This is a genomic window from Microbispora bryophytorum (assembly GCF_043197435.1).
Taxonomy (GTDB): Bacteria; Actinomycetota; Actinomycetes; order Streptosporangiales; family Streptosporangiaceae; genus Microbispora; species Microbispora bryophytorum.
Map to the genome: position 1 here is coordinate 15,612 of NZ_JBICTF010000012.1, position 14,670 is coordinate 30,281.

The 14,670-nt window shown below is 70.2% G+C and carries 15 protein-coding genes and 1 riboswitch; of the genes, 11 read left to right on the plus strand and 4 right to left on the minus strand.

The genetic code is table 11. The features are described 5' to 3' along the window. The first annotated feature begins 8 nt into the window (after window positions 1–8). On the plus strand, window positions 9–1,040 hold the full coding sequence (locus ACGFIB_RS31815; protein ID WP_280116559.1) for an ABC transporter ATP-binding protein: 1,032 nt from the start codon (window positions 9–11) through the stop codon (window positions 1,038–1,040). Beyond that, the gene (locus ACGFIB_RS31820) at window positions 1,024–2,040 is read left to right on the plus strand and encodes an ABC transporter ATP-binding protein (RefSeq protein WP_357241181.1); all 1,017 of its coding nucleotides are present in this window, start codon (window positions 1,024–1,026) and stop codon (window positions 2,038–2,040) included. The genes ACGFIB_RS31815 and ACGFIB_RS31820 overlap by 17 nt, the downstream gene beginning before the upstream one ends. Before the next feature lie 11 nt (window positions 2,041–2,051). Here the strand turns inward: ACGFIB_RS31820 and ACGFIB_RS31825 are convergent, their stop codons facing one another. Next, on the minus strand, window positions 2,052–2,858 hold the full coding sequence (locus ACGFIB_RS31825) for an SAM hydrolase/SAM-dependent halogenase family protein (protein ID WP_357263415.1): 807 nt from the start codon (window positions 2,856–2,858) through the stop codon (window positions 2,052–2,054). Window positions 2,859–2,964: 106 nt separating this feature from the next. On the opposite strand from ACGFIB_RS31825, the gene ACGFIB_RS31830 reads away from it, so the two are divergent. From ACGFIB_RS31830 to ACGFIB_RS31845, 4 genes are all read left to right on the plus strand, one after another. Continuing rightward, window positions 2,965–3,246 (plus strand): DUF3263 domain-containing protein, encoded by a 282-nt coding sequence (locus tag ACGFIB_RS31830; protein ID WP_079319307.1) that lies wholly within the window; start codon window positions 2,965–2,967, stop codon window positions 3,244–3,246. Window positions 3,247–3,329: 83 nt separating this feature from the next. After that, a complete protein-coding gene (gene otsB, locus ACGFIB_RS31835) occupies window positions 3,330–4,151 on the plus strand; it encodes a trehalose-phosphatase (protein WP_357263410.1) in 822 nt (273 codons plus the stop codon). Between the two features lie 10 nt (window positions 4,152–4,161). Beyond that, window positions 4,162–4,761 (plus strand): hypothetical protein, encoded by a 600-nt coding sequence (locus ACGFIB_RS31840; protein ID WP_393376781.1) that lies wholly within the window; start codon window positions 4,162–4,164, stop codon window positions 4,759–4,761. A 72-nt stretch (window positions 4,762–4,833) separates the two neighbouring features. Then, window positions 4,834–5,433 (plus strand): hypothetical protein, encoded by a 600-nt coding sequence (locus ACGFIB_RS31845; RefSeq protein WP_393376783.1) that lies wholly within the window; start codon window positions 4,834–4,836, stop codon window positions 5,431–5,433. A 19-nt stretch (window positions 5,434–5,452) separates the two neighbouring features. Here the strand turns inward: ACGFIB_RS31845 and ACGFIB_RS31850 are convergent, their stop codons facing one another. Then, window positions 5,453–6,877, minus strand: coding sequence for an alpha,alpha-trehalose-phosphate synthase (UDP-forming) (locus tag ACGFIB_RS31850; RefSeq protein ID WP_357241169.1), 1,425 nt, complete (start codon window positions 6,875–6,877; stop codon window positions 5,453–5,455). 103 nt (window positions 6,878–6,980) lie between these two features. Here ACGFIB_RS31850 and ACGFIB_RS31855 point away from each other — a divergent pair, with 103 nt between their 5' ends. The 5 genes from ACGFIB_RS31855 to groL all read left to right on the plus strand — a co-directional run bounded on the left by ACGFIB_RS31855 (window position 6,981) and on the right by groL (window position 12,185). Next, entirely contained in the window at window positions 6,981–7,532 is a 552-nt protein-coding gene (locus ACGFIB_RS31855) for an RNA polymerase sigma factor (protein ID WP_142575005.1), read from the plus strand. Between the two features lie 254 nt (window positions 7,533–7,786). Then, a riboswitch (SAM riboswitch) is annotated at window positions 7,787–7,926 on the plus strand. 14 nt (window positions 7,927–7,940) lie between these two features. Continuing rightward, window positions 7,941–9,227 carry a threonine synthase gene (gene thrC / locus ACGFIB_RS31860; protein WP_393376785.1) on the plus strand — a complete coding sequence of 429 codons (1,287 nt, stop codon included), beginning with the start codon at window positions 7,941–7,943 and terminating at the stop codon, window positions 9,225–9,227. A 45-nt stretch (window positions 9,228–9,272) separates the two neighbouring features. Beyond that, the gene (locus ACGFIB_RS31865) at window positions 9,273–9,548 is read left to right on the plus strand and encodes a MoaD/ThiS family protein (RefSeq protein ID WP_030509193.1); all 276 of its coding nucleotides are present in this window, start codon (window positions 9,273–9,275) and stop codon (window positions 9,546–9,548) included. Window positions 9,549–9,804: 256 nt separating this feature from the next. Continuing rightward, window positions 9,805–10,005 carry a cold-shock protein gene (locus tag ACGFIB_RS31870; RefSeq protein WP_142575003.1) on the plus strand — a complete coding sequence of 67 codons (201 nt, stop codon included), beginning with the start codon at window positions 9,805–9,807 and terminating at the stop codon, window positions 10,003–10,005. A gap of 557 nt (window positions 10,006–10,562) precedes the next feature. After that, window positions 10,563–12,185: a chaperonin GroEL gene (groL, locus tag ACGFIB_RS31875; protein WP_142575002.1), complete on the plus strand. Its 1,623-nt coding sequence runs from the start codon at window positions 10,563–10,565 to the stop codon at window positions 12,183–12,185. Window positions 12,186–12,257: 72 nt separating this feature from the next. Here the strand turns inward: groL and ACGFIB_RS31880 are convergent, their stop codons facing one another. Beyond that, the gene (locus ACGFIB_RS31880) at window positions 12,258–12,686 is read right to left on the minus strand and encodes a GNAT family N-acetyltransferase (RefSeq protein ID WP_357263401.1); all 429 of its coding nucleotides are present in this window, start codon (window positions 12,684–12,686) and stop codon (window positions 12,258–12,260) included. After that, window positions 12,683–14,668: a HelD family protein gene (locus ACGFIB_RS31885; protein WP_393376787.1), complete on the minus strand. Its 1,986-nt coding sequence runs from the start codon at window positions 14,666–14,668 to the stop codon at window positions 12,683–12,685. Before ACGFIB_RS31885 ends, ACGFIB_RS31880 begins: the two co-directional genes overlap by 4 nt. Window positions 14,669–14,670 lie beyond the last annotated feature (2 nt).

Below are 14,670 nucleotides of genomic sequence, written 5' to 3' on the forward strand. Positions count from 1 at the left end.
CACAGCGAGTGACGGAAGTGCTTTCCGAGCAGATGGGCAGCGGCTCCCACGCTGGCGCCCTGCTGGAGGTGGACAACCTCCACGTCGAGTTCCGCACCCGGGCGGGTGTGGCCAAGGCCGTCAACGGCGTCACGTACAGCGTGGACGCAGGCGAGACGCTCGCGGTGCTGGGCGAGTCGGGCTCGGGCAAGAGCGTCACCGCCCAGACCATCATGGGCATCCTCGACATGCCCCCCGGGAAGATCGCCGGAGGCGAGATCCGCTTCCGCGGGGTCGACCTGCTCAAGCTGCCGGAGGACCAGCGCAGGAAGATCCGCGGAGAGGGCATCTCCATGGTCTTCCAGGACGCGCTGTCCGCGCTGAACCCGGTCTTCCCTGTCGGCTGGCAGATCGCCGAGATGTTCCGCATGCACCGCGGCACGTCGCGGGGGGAGGCCAAGAAGAAGGCCATCGAGCTGATGGACCGGGTCAGGATCCCGGCCGCCAAGGAGCGGGTCAACGACTTCCCGCACCAGTTCTCCGGTGGTATGCGACAGCGCATCATGATCGCCATGGCGATCGCGCTCGACCCGGAGATCCTGATCGCGGACGAGCCGACCACGGCGCTCGACGTGACCGTCCAGGCCCAGATCATGGGCCTGCTCGCGGAGCTGCAGCGCGACAGCAACATGGGCCTGATCCTGATCACCCACGACCTCGGCGTCGTCGCCGACGTCGCGGACAAGATCGCGGTCATGTACGGCGGGCGGATCGTCGAGAACGCCCCGGTCTACGACCTGTACAAGAACCCGGCCCACCCCTACTCCAAGGGGCTGCTGGAGTCGATCCCCAGGGTGGACCACAAGGGTCATGAGCTCTACGCGATCAAGGGTCTGCCGCCCAACCTGCTGGAGATGCCGACGGGCTGCGCCTTCCATCCGCGGTGCCCGTACCGGCGGGACAACTGCGTGACCGACGCGCCCCCGCTGTACACGATCAGTGGCACCCGCGGCAGCGCCTGCCACTACTGGAGGGAGGTCATCGATGACGGCGAACACTGAGTCGATCCTCGAGGTCCGCGACCTGGTCAAGCACTTCCCGCTCACCCAGGGCGTCGTCGTCAAGCGGCAGATCGGTGCGATCAAGGCTGTCGACGGGGTCTCGTTCGACCTGCACCGGGGTGAGACGCTCGGCATCGTCGGCGAGTCGGGCTGCGGCAAGTCCACCCTGGCCAAGCTGCTGATGGCGCTGGAGCGGCCCACGTCGGGCTCTGTCCGCGTCAACGGCAAAGACATCGCCGCGGCCAAGGGCGGCGAGCTCAAGCGGATGCGCCGCAACATCCAGATGGTGATGCAGGACCCCTACACCTCGCTGAACCCGCGGATGACCGTCGGCGACATCGTGGGGGAGCCTTTCGAGATCCACTCGGACGTCGTGCCGAAGGGCGGCCGGCGGCGCCGGGTCCAGGAACTGCTCGAAGTGGTCGGCCTCAACCCCGACCACATCAACCGCTACCCGCACCAGTTCTCCGGGGGTCAGCGCCAGCGCATCGGCATCGCCCGCGGTCTGGCGCTCCAGCCTGAGATCATCATCTGCGACGAGCCGGTCTCCGCGCTCGACGTGTCGATCCAGGCCCAGGTCATGAACCTGCTGGAGCGGCTGCAGAACGAGTTCGACCTCGCCTACATCTTCATCGCGCACGACCTGTCGGTGGTCCGCCACATCTCCGACCGGGTCGCGGTGATGTACCTCGGCAAGCTCGTCGAGCTGGGCAGCGACGCCGACATCTACGACAGCCCGACGCATCCGTACACCCAGGCACTGCTGTCGGCCGTGCCGGTGCCCGACCCCGAGGGGCGGGAGACCCGCCAGCGGATCATCCTGCAGGGCGACCCGCCCTCGCCGGCCAACCCGCCCTCGGGCTGCCACTTCCGCACGCGGTGCTGGAAGGCGCAGGACATCTGCGCCGAGCAGACGCCCGCGCTCGAGGTGCGCCCGGGCAGCGACCACCCCAGTGCCTGCCACTTCGCGGAGGCCCGCGACGTGGTGAACGCCAAGTAGAACCCGCCGGGTCAGCGCCCGGGCGACAGCCGTACGTGCGCGCCCGGGGGCAGACCCAGGCGGTCGGCGGCGTCCCCGGCGTTGATCGCCATCGCGACCAGGCCGGCGGAGTCGGTGAACGCCACCAGGTCGCCGGGCGGCACGGCGGTGAACGTCTCCCGGAACGGGACGGAGATCTGGCGGCGCCCCAGCCACACGGCCAGGGTGTCGCCCAGCCGTACGCCGAGCTCGGCCAGGTCGGAGGCGGTGATCGACAACTGGACGTTGCCGTGCCGGTCCACCGACAGCACCTCGCCCTCGGCCGTGCCGTCCCGCAACCGGCAGGTCGGCGCGGGCAGGGTCACCAGGCGGTCCACCGGCATCGGCGGTCCCACGTCGGCGACCGCACGTCCGGTGCACAGGTGGGCGGCCACCGGCGCGAACAGGTCCCGTCCCGGGAAGGTCGGAGAGACGCTGGCCAGGAACAGGTCCTTGTTCGTCATCTCGTAGGCGGCATCGGCGCCTCCGGCGGCGCGGACGGCCCAGGAGAGGATGCCGTTGTCCGGCCCGAGGAACACCCGTCCCCCCGCCTCCACGGCGACCGGGCGCCGGTTGCCGCCCACGGCGGGATCGACGACCGCCAGGTGGATGCCGGCCGGGAGGTAGGGCAGGGTCTGCGCGAGGATGGCCGCGCCGCGCCGTACGTCCCCGGCGGGGACGAGATGACCCACGTCGATGATCCGAGCCTGCGGAGCCATGCCCGCGATCACGCCGTGGCACGCGGCGACGAACCCGTCCTCCAGCCCGTAGTCAGTCAGAAGCGTGATTACAGAGCTCACACCACGTGACATTACGTCTGTCCTGCCCGTCCTGAACACCCCGGGTTCGTCTCGCGGGCTTGGCATTACCATGGGACGGGCCCGCGAGCCGATCGAGGAGGAGCCGATGGACACCGAACCGGCCGGCGGCGACGGGCTCGACCTCTCGGACCGCGACCGCGAGATGCTCGCGTTCGAGCGCCAGTGGTGGCGTTACGCGGGCGCCAAGGAGCAGGCGATCAGGGAGGCCTTCGGCATCTCGGCGACCCGGTACTACCAGTTACTCGGGGAGCTGATCGACCGGCCCGAGGCGCTGGAGCACGACCCCATGCTCGTCAAGCGGCTGCGCAGGATGAGGGCCGGCCGGCGGCGCGACCGCTCGGCCCGCCGCTTCGGACTCAACTCCTAGATCTCCCTTCGTACGCATGCTTCCCGCCCTCTGGGCATGAGGCCGTCGAGGCGTACGCACCCGACCCCTTCGGAGTGAGGCTCATGACCCTGCCCGCGCACGCGGGACTCGACGCGATCGTCGCCGATCCGGCCGGCGCCGTGATCGGGCTCGACTACGACGGCACGCTCTCCGCGATCGTGCCCGACCCGGCCGCCGCCCGCGTGCACCCCGGCGTGCCCGGGGTGCTGGCCGCCCTCGCCCCGCTGGTGCGCGCCGTCGTGATCGTCACCGGTCGTCCGCCGCGTACGGCTCTCGCCCTCGGAGAGGTCTCCGGCGGGCCGTCCCTCGCCGACGTGCCCGGCCTGGTGATCCTCGGACACTACGGCCTGGAGCGCTGGGAGGACGGCCGTCTGACGGCGCCGCCGCCCCCGCCGGGGCTCGACCTCGTCCGCGCCCGGCTGCCCGAGCTCACGGTGGGCCTCGACGGGGCGTGGATCGAGGACAAGGACCGGGCCGTCGCCGTGCACACCCGGCGGTGCGCCGACCCCGCGGGGGCGCTACAGGCGCTGCGCGGGCCGGTCGCGGCGCTGGCCGAGGAGGCCGGGCTGGCGGTCGAGCCGGGCCGCATGGTGCTGGAGCTGCGGCCCGCCGGAATGGACAAGGGCAGAGCCCTGTCGGCCTTCCTCGCCGAGCGGGACGCCCGCTCGGTCATGTTCGTCGGCGACGACCTGGGGGACCTCGCCGCCTTCGACGCGGTCGAGTCGGCCGGGATCCCCGGCGTACGGGTGTGCAGCGGGTCCGCGGAGGTGACCGCCCTGGCGGAGCGTGCCGACGTGGTGGTGGACGGGCCCGACGGCGTCGTGGCCTTCCTCGGCGACCTCGTGGCCGGTCTCGGCAAGCCGTCTGCAATCGGCCCGGCGTAGGTTCCGGGACATGAGGACAACGATCTCGGCCGCGGCGGCCGGCTTGGCCGTGCTCGCGGCGTCCCTGGCGGCTCCGGCGGCGGCGTACGCGAACGACGGCGCGGCCACCAAGTCGCTGCACCTGCGCAAGGGGCTGACCCTCAGGATCCCGTCGTCCTGGAAGGTCGACGACAGCCGCAAGGACTGGCTGCGGGTCATCACCGGCGCGTGCCCGACCAGGGGCACGGACACGTACGGCTTCCGCGACTCGGGATGCCACGGCTTCTGGGTTCTGGGACCCAAGGCCATCAACATGGGCCACGAGCTGTTCCAGAAGTACACGCCGGACGGCCCGTTCTATCCGGCCACCGACGTCGGGCCCTGCCCGGTGAAGAAGAACCTCTACATCGGACAGACCAAGCTCGCCGGGAAGGGGCTACGGCAGGTCGGGGCGGGGCACAAGGCGTACTACCGCGACTGGGCGGGCACCTGCGCGCCCCTGGGCCCGGGCAGGCAGAGAGCCCGCTTCAACCAGCGCGAGTGGTATCTGCCGACGTCCAGGATCCTGGTGATCGACCAGTGGAAGACGCCGGGCCTGAGCACGATCCTCAAGAACGCCACCTGGCACTGACGACGCGTCCGGTGAGCTGTCGCCTATCGGGCCGCAAGTCATCGGCAAGCGACCGCGCCTAGTGTGCCGGACATGTTCACCAAGACGATCTCGGCCGCGGCGGCCGGCCTGGCCGTGCTGGCGGCCACCCTGACGGCTCCGGCCGCGGCGTACGCGAGCGAAGGCGGCGGCACCAAGAAGGTCCGGCTGCGGAGCGGCCTGACCCTCACGATCCCCACGTCGTGGAAGGTGGTCAAGAACGGCAAGGACTGGGTGCGCGTCATCACCGGCTCGTGCCCCACCCTCGGCACCGAGGACTTCGGCTTCCGCGACTGGGGGTGCCACAGCTTCTGGGTCCTGGGCCCGAAGGCGCTCGCGATCGGGCTCCACACGTTCCAGGCGTACAAGTCGAAGTACGGCTACGACCCCGCGACCGACGTCGGCATCTGCCCCAAGAGCTACAAGCTGTACAAGGGCGAGTGGAAGCTCGCGGACAAGGGGCTGCGGCAGGTCGGGCGCGGGCACAAGGCGGACTACCACAGGTGGGCGGCGACCTGCGTGGACAAGAAGTGGCGGGTGAAGCTGCACTACAACCAGCGCGAGTGGTATCTGCCCACCTCGAAGATCCTGGTCCTCGACCAGTGGGACAACCCGCGGCTGAGCGCGATCCTCAAGAACGCGACCTGGAGCTGACCGGCCTTCGCCCGCCGGGTCAGCGCAGCGCGGCGAGCTGGTCGTCGAACCAGCGCTGGGGCGGCAGGGCGCAGGCGGCCGCACGCAGCCGCTGACCGCGCGCGAGCCGCTCCTGCTCCGGCAGCGTCAGCGCCTCGTGCAGCGCCGCCGCCGTGCCGGACACGTCGTAGGGGTTGACGAGCAGGGAGTCGGCCCCCAGCTCGGCCGCCGCGCCGGCCTCGCGCGACAGCACCAGCGCACACCGGGGCGACAGGATCGGGCCCTCCTTGGCCACCAGGTTCATGCCGTCCCTGATCGGATTGACGAGCAGGACGTCGGCCAGCCGGTAGGCGGCGAGCGAGCGCGGGTAGTCGTCGTTCACGTTGAGGATCAGCGGGTCCCAGTCCTCGGTCGCGTACTCGTCCTCGATCTCCTTGGCGCAGCGCTGCACGGCCGCCGTGTACTCGCGGTACTCCGGCAGGTCGTGGCGGGAGGGATAGGCGAACGCGAGGTGGACGACCCGGCCGTGCCATTCGGGATGGGTGGCCAGGAACTCCTGGTAGGCCCGCAGGCCGCGCACGATGTTCTTGGACAGCTCGGTGCGGTCGATGCGCACGATCAGCCGGCGGTCGCCCACGAGGTCCTTGATCACGCTCATGTGCGACTCGACGTCCTGCTCGGCCGCCCGGGCCAGCAGCGCCTCGCCGTTCACGCCGAGCGGGTGGACGCCGATCCTGGTGGTCCGCCCGTCGTGCGTCACCGTCCGGGCGGCGTGGTCCACCCGGGCTCCGAGCAGCGTCTCGCAGCAGTCCATGAAGGCGCGGGCCCAGCGCGCGGTGAGGAATCCGGCGTGGTCGGCCCCGAGGATGCCGCTCAGCACCTCCGCCACGACGTCCTCGGGCAGCAGCGCGAAATATTCCGGCGGCGCCCAGGGCGTGTGCGAGAAGTGGGCGATGCGCAGGTCGGGCCGTTCGGCCCGGAGCATCGCCGGGGTCAGCGTCAGGTGATAGTCCTGCACCATGACGCGCGCCCGGTGGGCCGCCTCCTCGGCCAGGGCCAGCGCGAAGGCGCCGTTGTACGTGCGGTACGACTCCCACTCGCGGCGGAACCGCGTGCCGAACTCGGGGGAGAAGGGCGTGTTGTAAAGCAGGTGGTTGACGAACCAGAGGGTCGAATTGGCCACGGCGTTGTAGGCCCGGTGGAATACCGCGGGCGGGATGTCCAGCATGCGGATCGGCCCCGTCGCGAAGGCCCGGTCGAGCCGCCCGCCGGCCGCCTGGCGCACGGCGCCCCGGTCGCCGTCCGACAGCGCCGCGCAGACCCACAGGACGTCGGCCTCCCTGACCACCTCGGACAGGCCGGAGACGAGCCCGCCCCCGCCCCTGCGCATGGTCAGGCCGCCGTCGTCCGACAGCGTGAAGGACACCGGGCCCCGGTTGGACGCGATCAGAACGGTGCTGCTCATCCTGGGATTCCCTCGATCAGAGCGGGCGCGCATGCCGGAAGATTAATAAAAACCGGCCTCCGTCAATAGGATGTCAACCGATCGCGGGAGGGCTGAATACGGCATGGCACTGGACGACACGACCGAGGACCTGGCCCGATCGGCTGCCCAGGGGGACCATCGCGCGCTCGGCGAACTGCTGCGGCGCATCGAGCCCGACGTGCTGCGGCACTGTGAGCGGCTTCTACCGTATCGGCAGGACGCCGAGGAGGCCGCGCAGGACACGCTTCTCGCCGTGGCGCGCAACATCGCGAGGTTCGAGGGGCGGGCCAGGTTCAGCACCTGGCTGCACATCGTGACCGTGAACTGCGCCAGGACCACCTACCGCTCGCTGAAGCGGCGCTCGTCGGAGCAGGCGGAGGAGCTGCCCGAGCAGCGGCCCGATCCCCGGCGGGTCAGCGTCATCGCGGGGTCGCGGCTCGATCTGCTCGACGCGATGGAGGCGCTTGAGACCGAGCGGCCCGACCTCGCCCAGGCGCTCGTGCTGCGCGACATCTGCCAGCTCGACTACGCGGAGGTCGCCGACCAGTTGAAGATCCCCCTCGGGACGGTCAAGTCCCGTATCCACCAGGCGCGCAAGTACGTGCAGAACGCCCTCGGCGAGGCGTACGGCTGATACAGATTGTCTCGCGTTGTGAGACGCGGGAACGGACACCGAGGACGCCGGGGTACAGTGCTAGTGCCGCGACTGACAAGATTCGCCCGTACGGAGCGGTGGCCGCAGTGGTGTGTCGCAAGGCGGAGGAGCTCGTAGCCGGAGGCTGCGGGCGACGACGCCGCCGCGAGGTGCCGCTCTGGGCGACGCTCCGGGGCAGAGATCGGCAGGAGGGGCGCACAAGGACCTTCCTCGGAAGATCCCACAACTGAACATGCTCATCCAGAGGGGTGGAGGGACCGGCCCTGCGAAGCCCCGGCAACCTCCCCGGTGTCGAACTCGTGCCCACGAGGCCCGGCCGGGACAGGTGCCAATTCCGGCTCGCGGCCAGGGTGGTCGCGAGCGAAGATGAGGGAAAGGCCTCGCTTCATGGCGCATACCAGCACCGCCGCTAACACCGCCGCCGACACCTCTGTGAACACCGTCGAGTTCGGCCCCGCCACCGGTCTTTCGTGTCGCGAATGTGGCGCTCTCTACGATCTCGGCCCGATCTTCGCCTGTACGGAGTGTTTCGGCCCTCTTGAGGTGGCGTACGACTTCGGCGAGGTTCGTCGGGAGGACATCGCGTCCGGCCCGGCGAACATCTGGCGGTACAGCTCCCTGCTCCCCGTCCCCGCAGGTGTGGCGGCCAAGCCCAACCTGCAGCCCGGCTGGACCAAGCTCGTGAAGGCCGACAGGCTGGCGGCCGAGCTGGGCCTGCGGTCGCTGCACGTCAAGGACGACTCCGGCAACCCGACCCACTCCTTCAAGGACCGGGTCGTCGCGATCGCGCTGGAGGCCGCGCGCAACTTCGGCTTCCACACCCTGTCGTGCTCCTCCACCGGCAACCTCGCCGGCGCGGTGGGCGCGGCCGCCGCCCGGGCCGGGCTGGACTCCTGCGTGTTCATCCCCGCCGACCTGGAGCCGGCCAAGGTCACCATGGCCGCCGTGTACGGCGGACGCCTGGTCGCCATCGACGGCAACTACGACGAGGTCAACCGCTTCTGCTCCGAGCTCATCGGTGACGAGCTGGGCGAGAAGTGGGGCTTCGTCAACGTCAACCTCCGGCCCTTCTACGCCGAGGGCTCCAAGACGCTGGCGTACGAGATCGCCGAGCAGCTCGGCTGGCGACTGCCCGACCAGATCGTCATCCCGGTGGCCTCCGGCTCGCAGCTCACCAAGATCGACAAGGGCTTCCGTGAGCTGATCAAGCTGGGGCTGGTCGAGGAGCGGCCCTACCGGATCTTCGGAGCGCAGGCCGAGGGCTGCTCGCCGGTCTCCCAGGCGTTCAAGGCCGGGCAGGACGTCGTGCAGCCGGTGCGGCCCGACACCATCGCCAAGTCCCTCGCCATCGGCAACCCGGCGGACGGGCCGTACGTGCTCGACATTGCGCGGCGGACGGGCGGCGCGGTGGAGGACGTGAACGACCAGGAAGTGGTCGAGGCGATCCGCCTGCTCGCCAGGACCGAGGGCGTCTTCGCCGAGACCGCGGGCGGCGTCACGGTCGGCGTGCTGCGCAAGCTGGTGCGCGAGGGCCGCCTCGACCCCGACGCCGAGACCGTGGTGCTGAACACCGGTGACGGACTCAAGACGCTCGACGCGGTGGCCGAGCACGCCCGTCCCGCCGCCGTCATCCGTCCCTCTCTCGACGCCTTCCGTGCGGCATTCGCCAACTGAAAGCGTTTCAAAAAGCCCATCGGCAGCAACGAAAGCGAGCGAACAATGAGCGTTTCCGTGCGGATTCCGACGATTCTCCGGACGTACACCAACGGCGCCGCGGAGGTGAGCGGCGAGGGGGGAACGCTCCGCGAGGTCCTGCAGAAGCTGGACGCGGACTACCCCGGCATCGGCGGCCGCATCCTGGACGAAACGGGTAAGATCCGGCGTTTTGTCAACGTCTACGTCGGAGAAGAGGACGTCCGATTCGCCGACGGTCTGGACACCGCCACGCCGGACGGGGTGCAGATTTCGGTCATCCCCGCGGTCGCCGGAGGCTGAGCCGCCGCACCGCGGCCGAGCATCTGACATGCGCTTCTGCCGATGAAGAAGTCATGCGATGCCATGGCAAAAGGTGCAGCTCTCAACTATTCAACAGTAAAGTGAATATTCTGCGATCCTGCTTTGAGCGAACGCCAAGTAGTAGTTTGCGGATTGACTCTGTTGTCCTACGCCTTGACACGGGTATGGTCGAAGACGATCGACAAAACCGGGGGCTTCTTGGGTGTGGTCCCCAGCCCAGCAAGAGGAGTCGGAAGTGGCGCAGGGCACCGTCAAATGGTTTAACGCGGACAAGGGCTACGGCTTCATCGCGGTGGACGGTGGTAAGGACGTGTTCGTCCATTACTCGGCAATCATGATGGACGGCTACAAGGCCCTCGAGCAGGGTCAGCGGGTTGAGTTCGACATCACGCAGGGTCAGAAGGGCCCGCAGGCGGAAGCCGTACGGTCCGTCTGATCCCGTCATCGACCTTGGAAGGCCCGGCACGCGGATTTCGCGAGCCGGGCCTTCCGCTTGCTGTGTCGCCCGCTTCTTGCTGGGTCGCCCGCCGCGCTCGGCTGCTCGGGGCGCCACACCGGCCGGGTCGTGCCGGAGGTGAGCGGAGAGCACGGCCTCGTCGCGGTTGGTCGCTTCGCGCCCGTGCGCTCCTCGGTCCAGAACGCGGCCGTGCTCCTCGCCGCTCCCGCGCGCTCCTCGTCCGGAGGCCGGCCGCGCCGCTCGCGGCACCTGGGCGCTTCTCGGTCCGGGCCGGCGGCACGTCCTTTTGGGGCTCGTCGGTGCCCCCGCTCCGCTCGTCGACTCGCTGATCTGGACATAACGTCCAAGCTGGTCAGCATGGCTCCCGCTTGCACTCGCAGGGGTAGAGTGCTAAATACTTGTTTGGCACTCTGAGGTCGAGAGTGACAACAACCGGGATCGGGGCGATGGGGCTCGCGCAGGGATAGCGGGTCCGCGCCGTCGCGGGCGTCGGCTCGGTCCGTTGAAGACACCCTGCTACTGGGAGGTCTAGCCTAATGGCAGCCAAGATGATCGCGTTTGACGAGGACGCCCGGCGCGGTCTTGAGCGCGGGATGAACCAGCTCGCCGACGCCGTGAAGGTGACCCTCGGCCCGAAGGGCCGCAACGTCGTGCTGGAGAAGAAGTGGGGCGCCCCCACGATCACCAACGACGGTGTCTCCATCGCCAAGGAGATCGAGCTCGAGGACCCGTGGGAGAAGATCGGCGCCGAGCTCGTCAAGGAAGTCGCCAAGAAGACCGACGACGTCGCCGGTGACGGCACCACGACCGCTACCGTGCTCGCCCAGGCGCTGGTCCGCGAGGGTCTGCGCAACGTGGCCGCCGGCGCCAACCCGATGTCGCTGAAGAAGGGCATCGAGGCCGCCGTCGAGCGCGTCAGCGAGGAGCTGTCGAAGCTCGCCAAGGACGTGGAGACCAAGGAGCAGATCGCCTCCACCGCCTCCATCTCCGCCGCCGACCCCGAGATCGGCGCCCTCATCGCCGAGGCGATGGACAAGGTGGGCAAGGAAGGCGTCATCACCGTCGAGGAGAGCAACACCTTCGGCCTGGAGCTGGAGCTCACCGAGGGCATGCGCTTCGACAAGGGTTACGTGTCCGGCTACTTCGTGACCGACCCCGAGCGCATGGAAGCGGTCTTCGAGGACCCGTACGTCCTGATCGTCAACTCCAAGGTCTCGGCGAACAAGGACCTGCTGCCGCTGCTCGACAAGGTCGTGCAGTCCGGCAAGCCGCTGGTCATCATCGCCGAGGACGTCGAGGGCGAGGCTCTGGCGACCCTGGTCGTCAACAAGATCCGTGGCCTGTTCAAGTCCGTGGCCGTCAAGGCTCCGGGCTTCGGCGACCGCCGCAAGGCCATGCTGGGCGACATCGCCACCCTCACCGGTGGCCAGGTCATCTCCGAGGAGGTCGGCCTCAAGCTCGAGAACGCCACCCTCGACCTGCTCGGCCGCGCCCGCAAGGTCGTCATCACCAAGGACGAGACCACGATCGTCGACGGCGCCGGTGACGCCGAGCAGATCGCCGGCCGGGTCAACGAGATCCGCGCCGAGATCGAGCGCACCGACTCCGACTACGACCGCGAGAAGCTCCAGGAGCGCCTCGCCAAGCTGGCCGGCGGCGTCGCCGTCATCAAGGCCGGCGCGGCCACCGAGGTCGAGCTCAAGGAGCGCAAGCACCGCATCGAGGACGCCGTCCGCAACGCCAAGGCCGCGGTCGAGGAGGGCATCGTCCCCGGTGGTGGCGTGGCCCTGCTGCAGGCCGGCGCCAACGCGTTCGACAAGCTCGAGGTCAACGGCGACGAGGCCACCGGTGCCGCGATCGTCCGCAAGGCCCTTGAGGAGCCGCTGAAGCAGATCGCCGTCAACGCCGGCCTCGAGGGCGGCGTCGTGGTGGAGAAGGTCCGCAACCTCCCCGCTGGTGAGGGCCTCAACGCCGCGACCGGCGAGTACGTCAACATGTTCGAGTCCGGCATCATCGACCCGGCCAAGGTCACCCGCTCGGCGCTGCAGAACGCGGCGTCCATCGCGGCGCTGTTCCTGACCACCGAGGCCGTCATCGCCGAGAAGCCCGAGAAGGAGAAGGCCCCCGCCATGCCCGGCGGCGGAGACATGGACTTCTGATCCATCTGCCTGCTTCGTCTCAACGGAAGGGCGGTTCCCCCTCGGGGGAGCCGCCCTTTCCCGTGGTGCGCCTCAGGCGAGGCCCCTGACCCAGCGGGCGCAGTCGGTCTGCATCGCGTATCCCGCCGAGGCCCAGGCGTGGTGCGCCAGCGTGTTGTCGTGCAGGACCATCGCGTCGGCACGGAACGCGCCGAACTTCCGGAACCGCTCCTCGGCGGCCCGGATCAGCAGCGATCCGATGCCCGTGCGCCGGTGGGCGGGGTCCACGGCGAGCCGGTAGAGGTGGGCGCGCCAGCCGTCCCACCCGGCGATGAGCGTGCCGACCACGCGGCCGTCGATCTCCGCGACGAGCAGCGCCTCGGGATCGCGTTCGATCAGGGCCACGACCTTGCCGGCGTCGTCGTGCCTGTCGGTGTTCTCCGCGGCGTCCAGCCAGAACCGCAGCACGGTGGGGACGTCGTCGAGCGCTCCATGGCGGACGCGCACGCCGGGCGAGGTCATCGCAGCTCCTCGGGAAGGTCGCGGCTGTGTAGGACGGTCAGTGACGTTACCGCCCGGGTGAGGACCACGTAGAGACGGGCGAGGCCGCGCTCCTCGGCCTCCGCGATCGCGGCCGGCTCGGCGACGATCACGTGGTCGTACTCCAGGCCCTTGGCGAGCGTCGCCGGCACCAGCAGCACCCGGTCGTCGCCCGTCGAGTCCGGGTCGAGCACCGTGTGCGGCACCGCGGCGGTCTCCAGGGCCGCGGAGAGCGCGGGAAGGACGGAGTCCGTCGCGATGACCCCGATGGAGCCCTCCTGCGCGAGGGCCTGCCGTACGGCCTCGGGGAGGGCGGCCGTGACGTCGCTCTCGCGGCGTACGGACAGGGAGCCGGCGCCGGCCCGCAGCGAGCGCGGCGGGGCGAGCTCCGGCGCGACGGAGGGCAGCAGCCGCGCGGCGAAGTCGAGGACCTCGCGGGGCACGCGGAAGCCGAGCGTGAGCTCGGTGACCTCGCCCGAGGGCTGGCCGAGGTGGTCGAGCACGGTCTTCCACGAACGCGCCGACCAGGGCGTGGTGCCCTGGGCGAGGTCGCCGAGCACGGTCGCGGAGCCGGTGCGGCAGCGGCGTCCGAGCGCGCGCAACTGCATCGCCGACAGGTCCTGCGCCTCGTCCACCACCAGGTGTCCCTGCGACGGTGTCCGCTCGATCAGGTCGCCCAGTTCGTCGAGCAGCGCCGCGTCGGCGGCCGTCCACTTGGCCGATCGGTGCGACTTGTACGGCTTGCGCCACACGATGAGCTGCTGCTCCTCCGGGGACAGGTCCGACCGGGCCGCTTTGGCCAGGAACTCGGGGTCCGACAGCAACCGGAAGAGCACCTGCTCGGGAGTCAGCCGCGGCCAGGCGGCGTCCAGCACGGCCTTGACCGGCTTCGACCGGGCCACCGCGTCCTGCACCCGGTCGTCGGGCGACTCGCCGCGCCGTTCCATCTGGACGAGCACGGCGTGGGCGAGCCGCTGGGCCAGGGTGGCGCGGCCCGGGCCGTACCTCGTCGTGCCGCGCAGCGAGGCGACGATCTCACTGACCTCGTGGTCGGCCACCCGGTAGCGGTTGATGCCCTTGGTGAACAGCACCCCTTCGGCCGGCTTGGTGACGTGCAGCCACAGCGCTCGCCTGAGAACCTCGGCCATGCGGGCGTCGCCCTTCACGGCCGCCACCCCGGGGTCCTCGGGATGGGCGTGGTCGCCCAGGGCGCCGGCCACCGTCGTCTGGTTCACCTTCACCTCGCCGAGCGCGGGCAGCACCGAGGAGATGTAGGAGAGGAAGGCCCGGTTGGGCCCGACGATCGTCACGCCCGAGCGCGACAGCTTCTCGCGGTGGGTGAACAGCAGGTAGGCCGCGCGGTGCAGGCCCACGGCCGTCTTGCCGGTGCCCGGTGCGCCCTGCACGCAGACGGTCACGCCGAGGTCGGCGCGGACGATCTCGTCCTGGTCGGGCTGGATCGTCGCCACGATGTCCCGCATCGGGCCGGTGCGGGGCCGCTCGATCTCCTCGGTCAGCAGCCTGCTCTGCCCGAGCGCCCGGCCGTCGAGCGGTTCGTCCTCGTACGCGGTGAGGTCGCCGCCCTGGTAGCCGAACCTGCGGCGCAGCGCCACCCCCATCGGGTCGGCGGGGCCGGCCTGGTAGAAGGCGCGGGAGATCGGGGCGCGCCAGTCGATCACGAGGGGCCGGCTGCTCTCGTCGTGGACGTGCCTGCGGCCCACGTAGACCGTGCTCGGCAGGTCGTCGCCGGCCGTGCGGTCCAACCGGCCGAAGAACAGCGGCGCGTCGGGGTGGTCGGCCAGCGCGGCCACCCGCTGGTCGAGCAGGCCCTGCAGAACCTGCTGCGACACCCAGTCGCCGGCGGCGTCGGCCGACAGCGACTGCGCGTGCTCGCGCATCGCTCGCAGCGCGGCGCGGGAGGCCGCGAGATGGGCGCGCTCGGCTTCGAGCACATTTCCGGGCATGC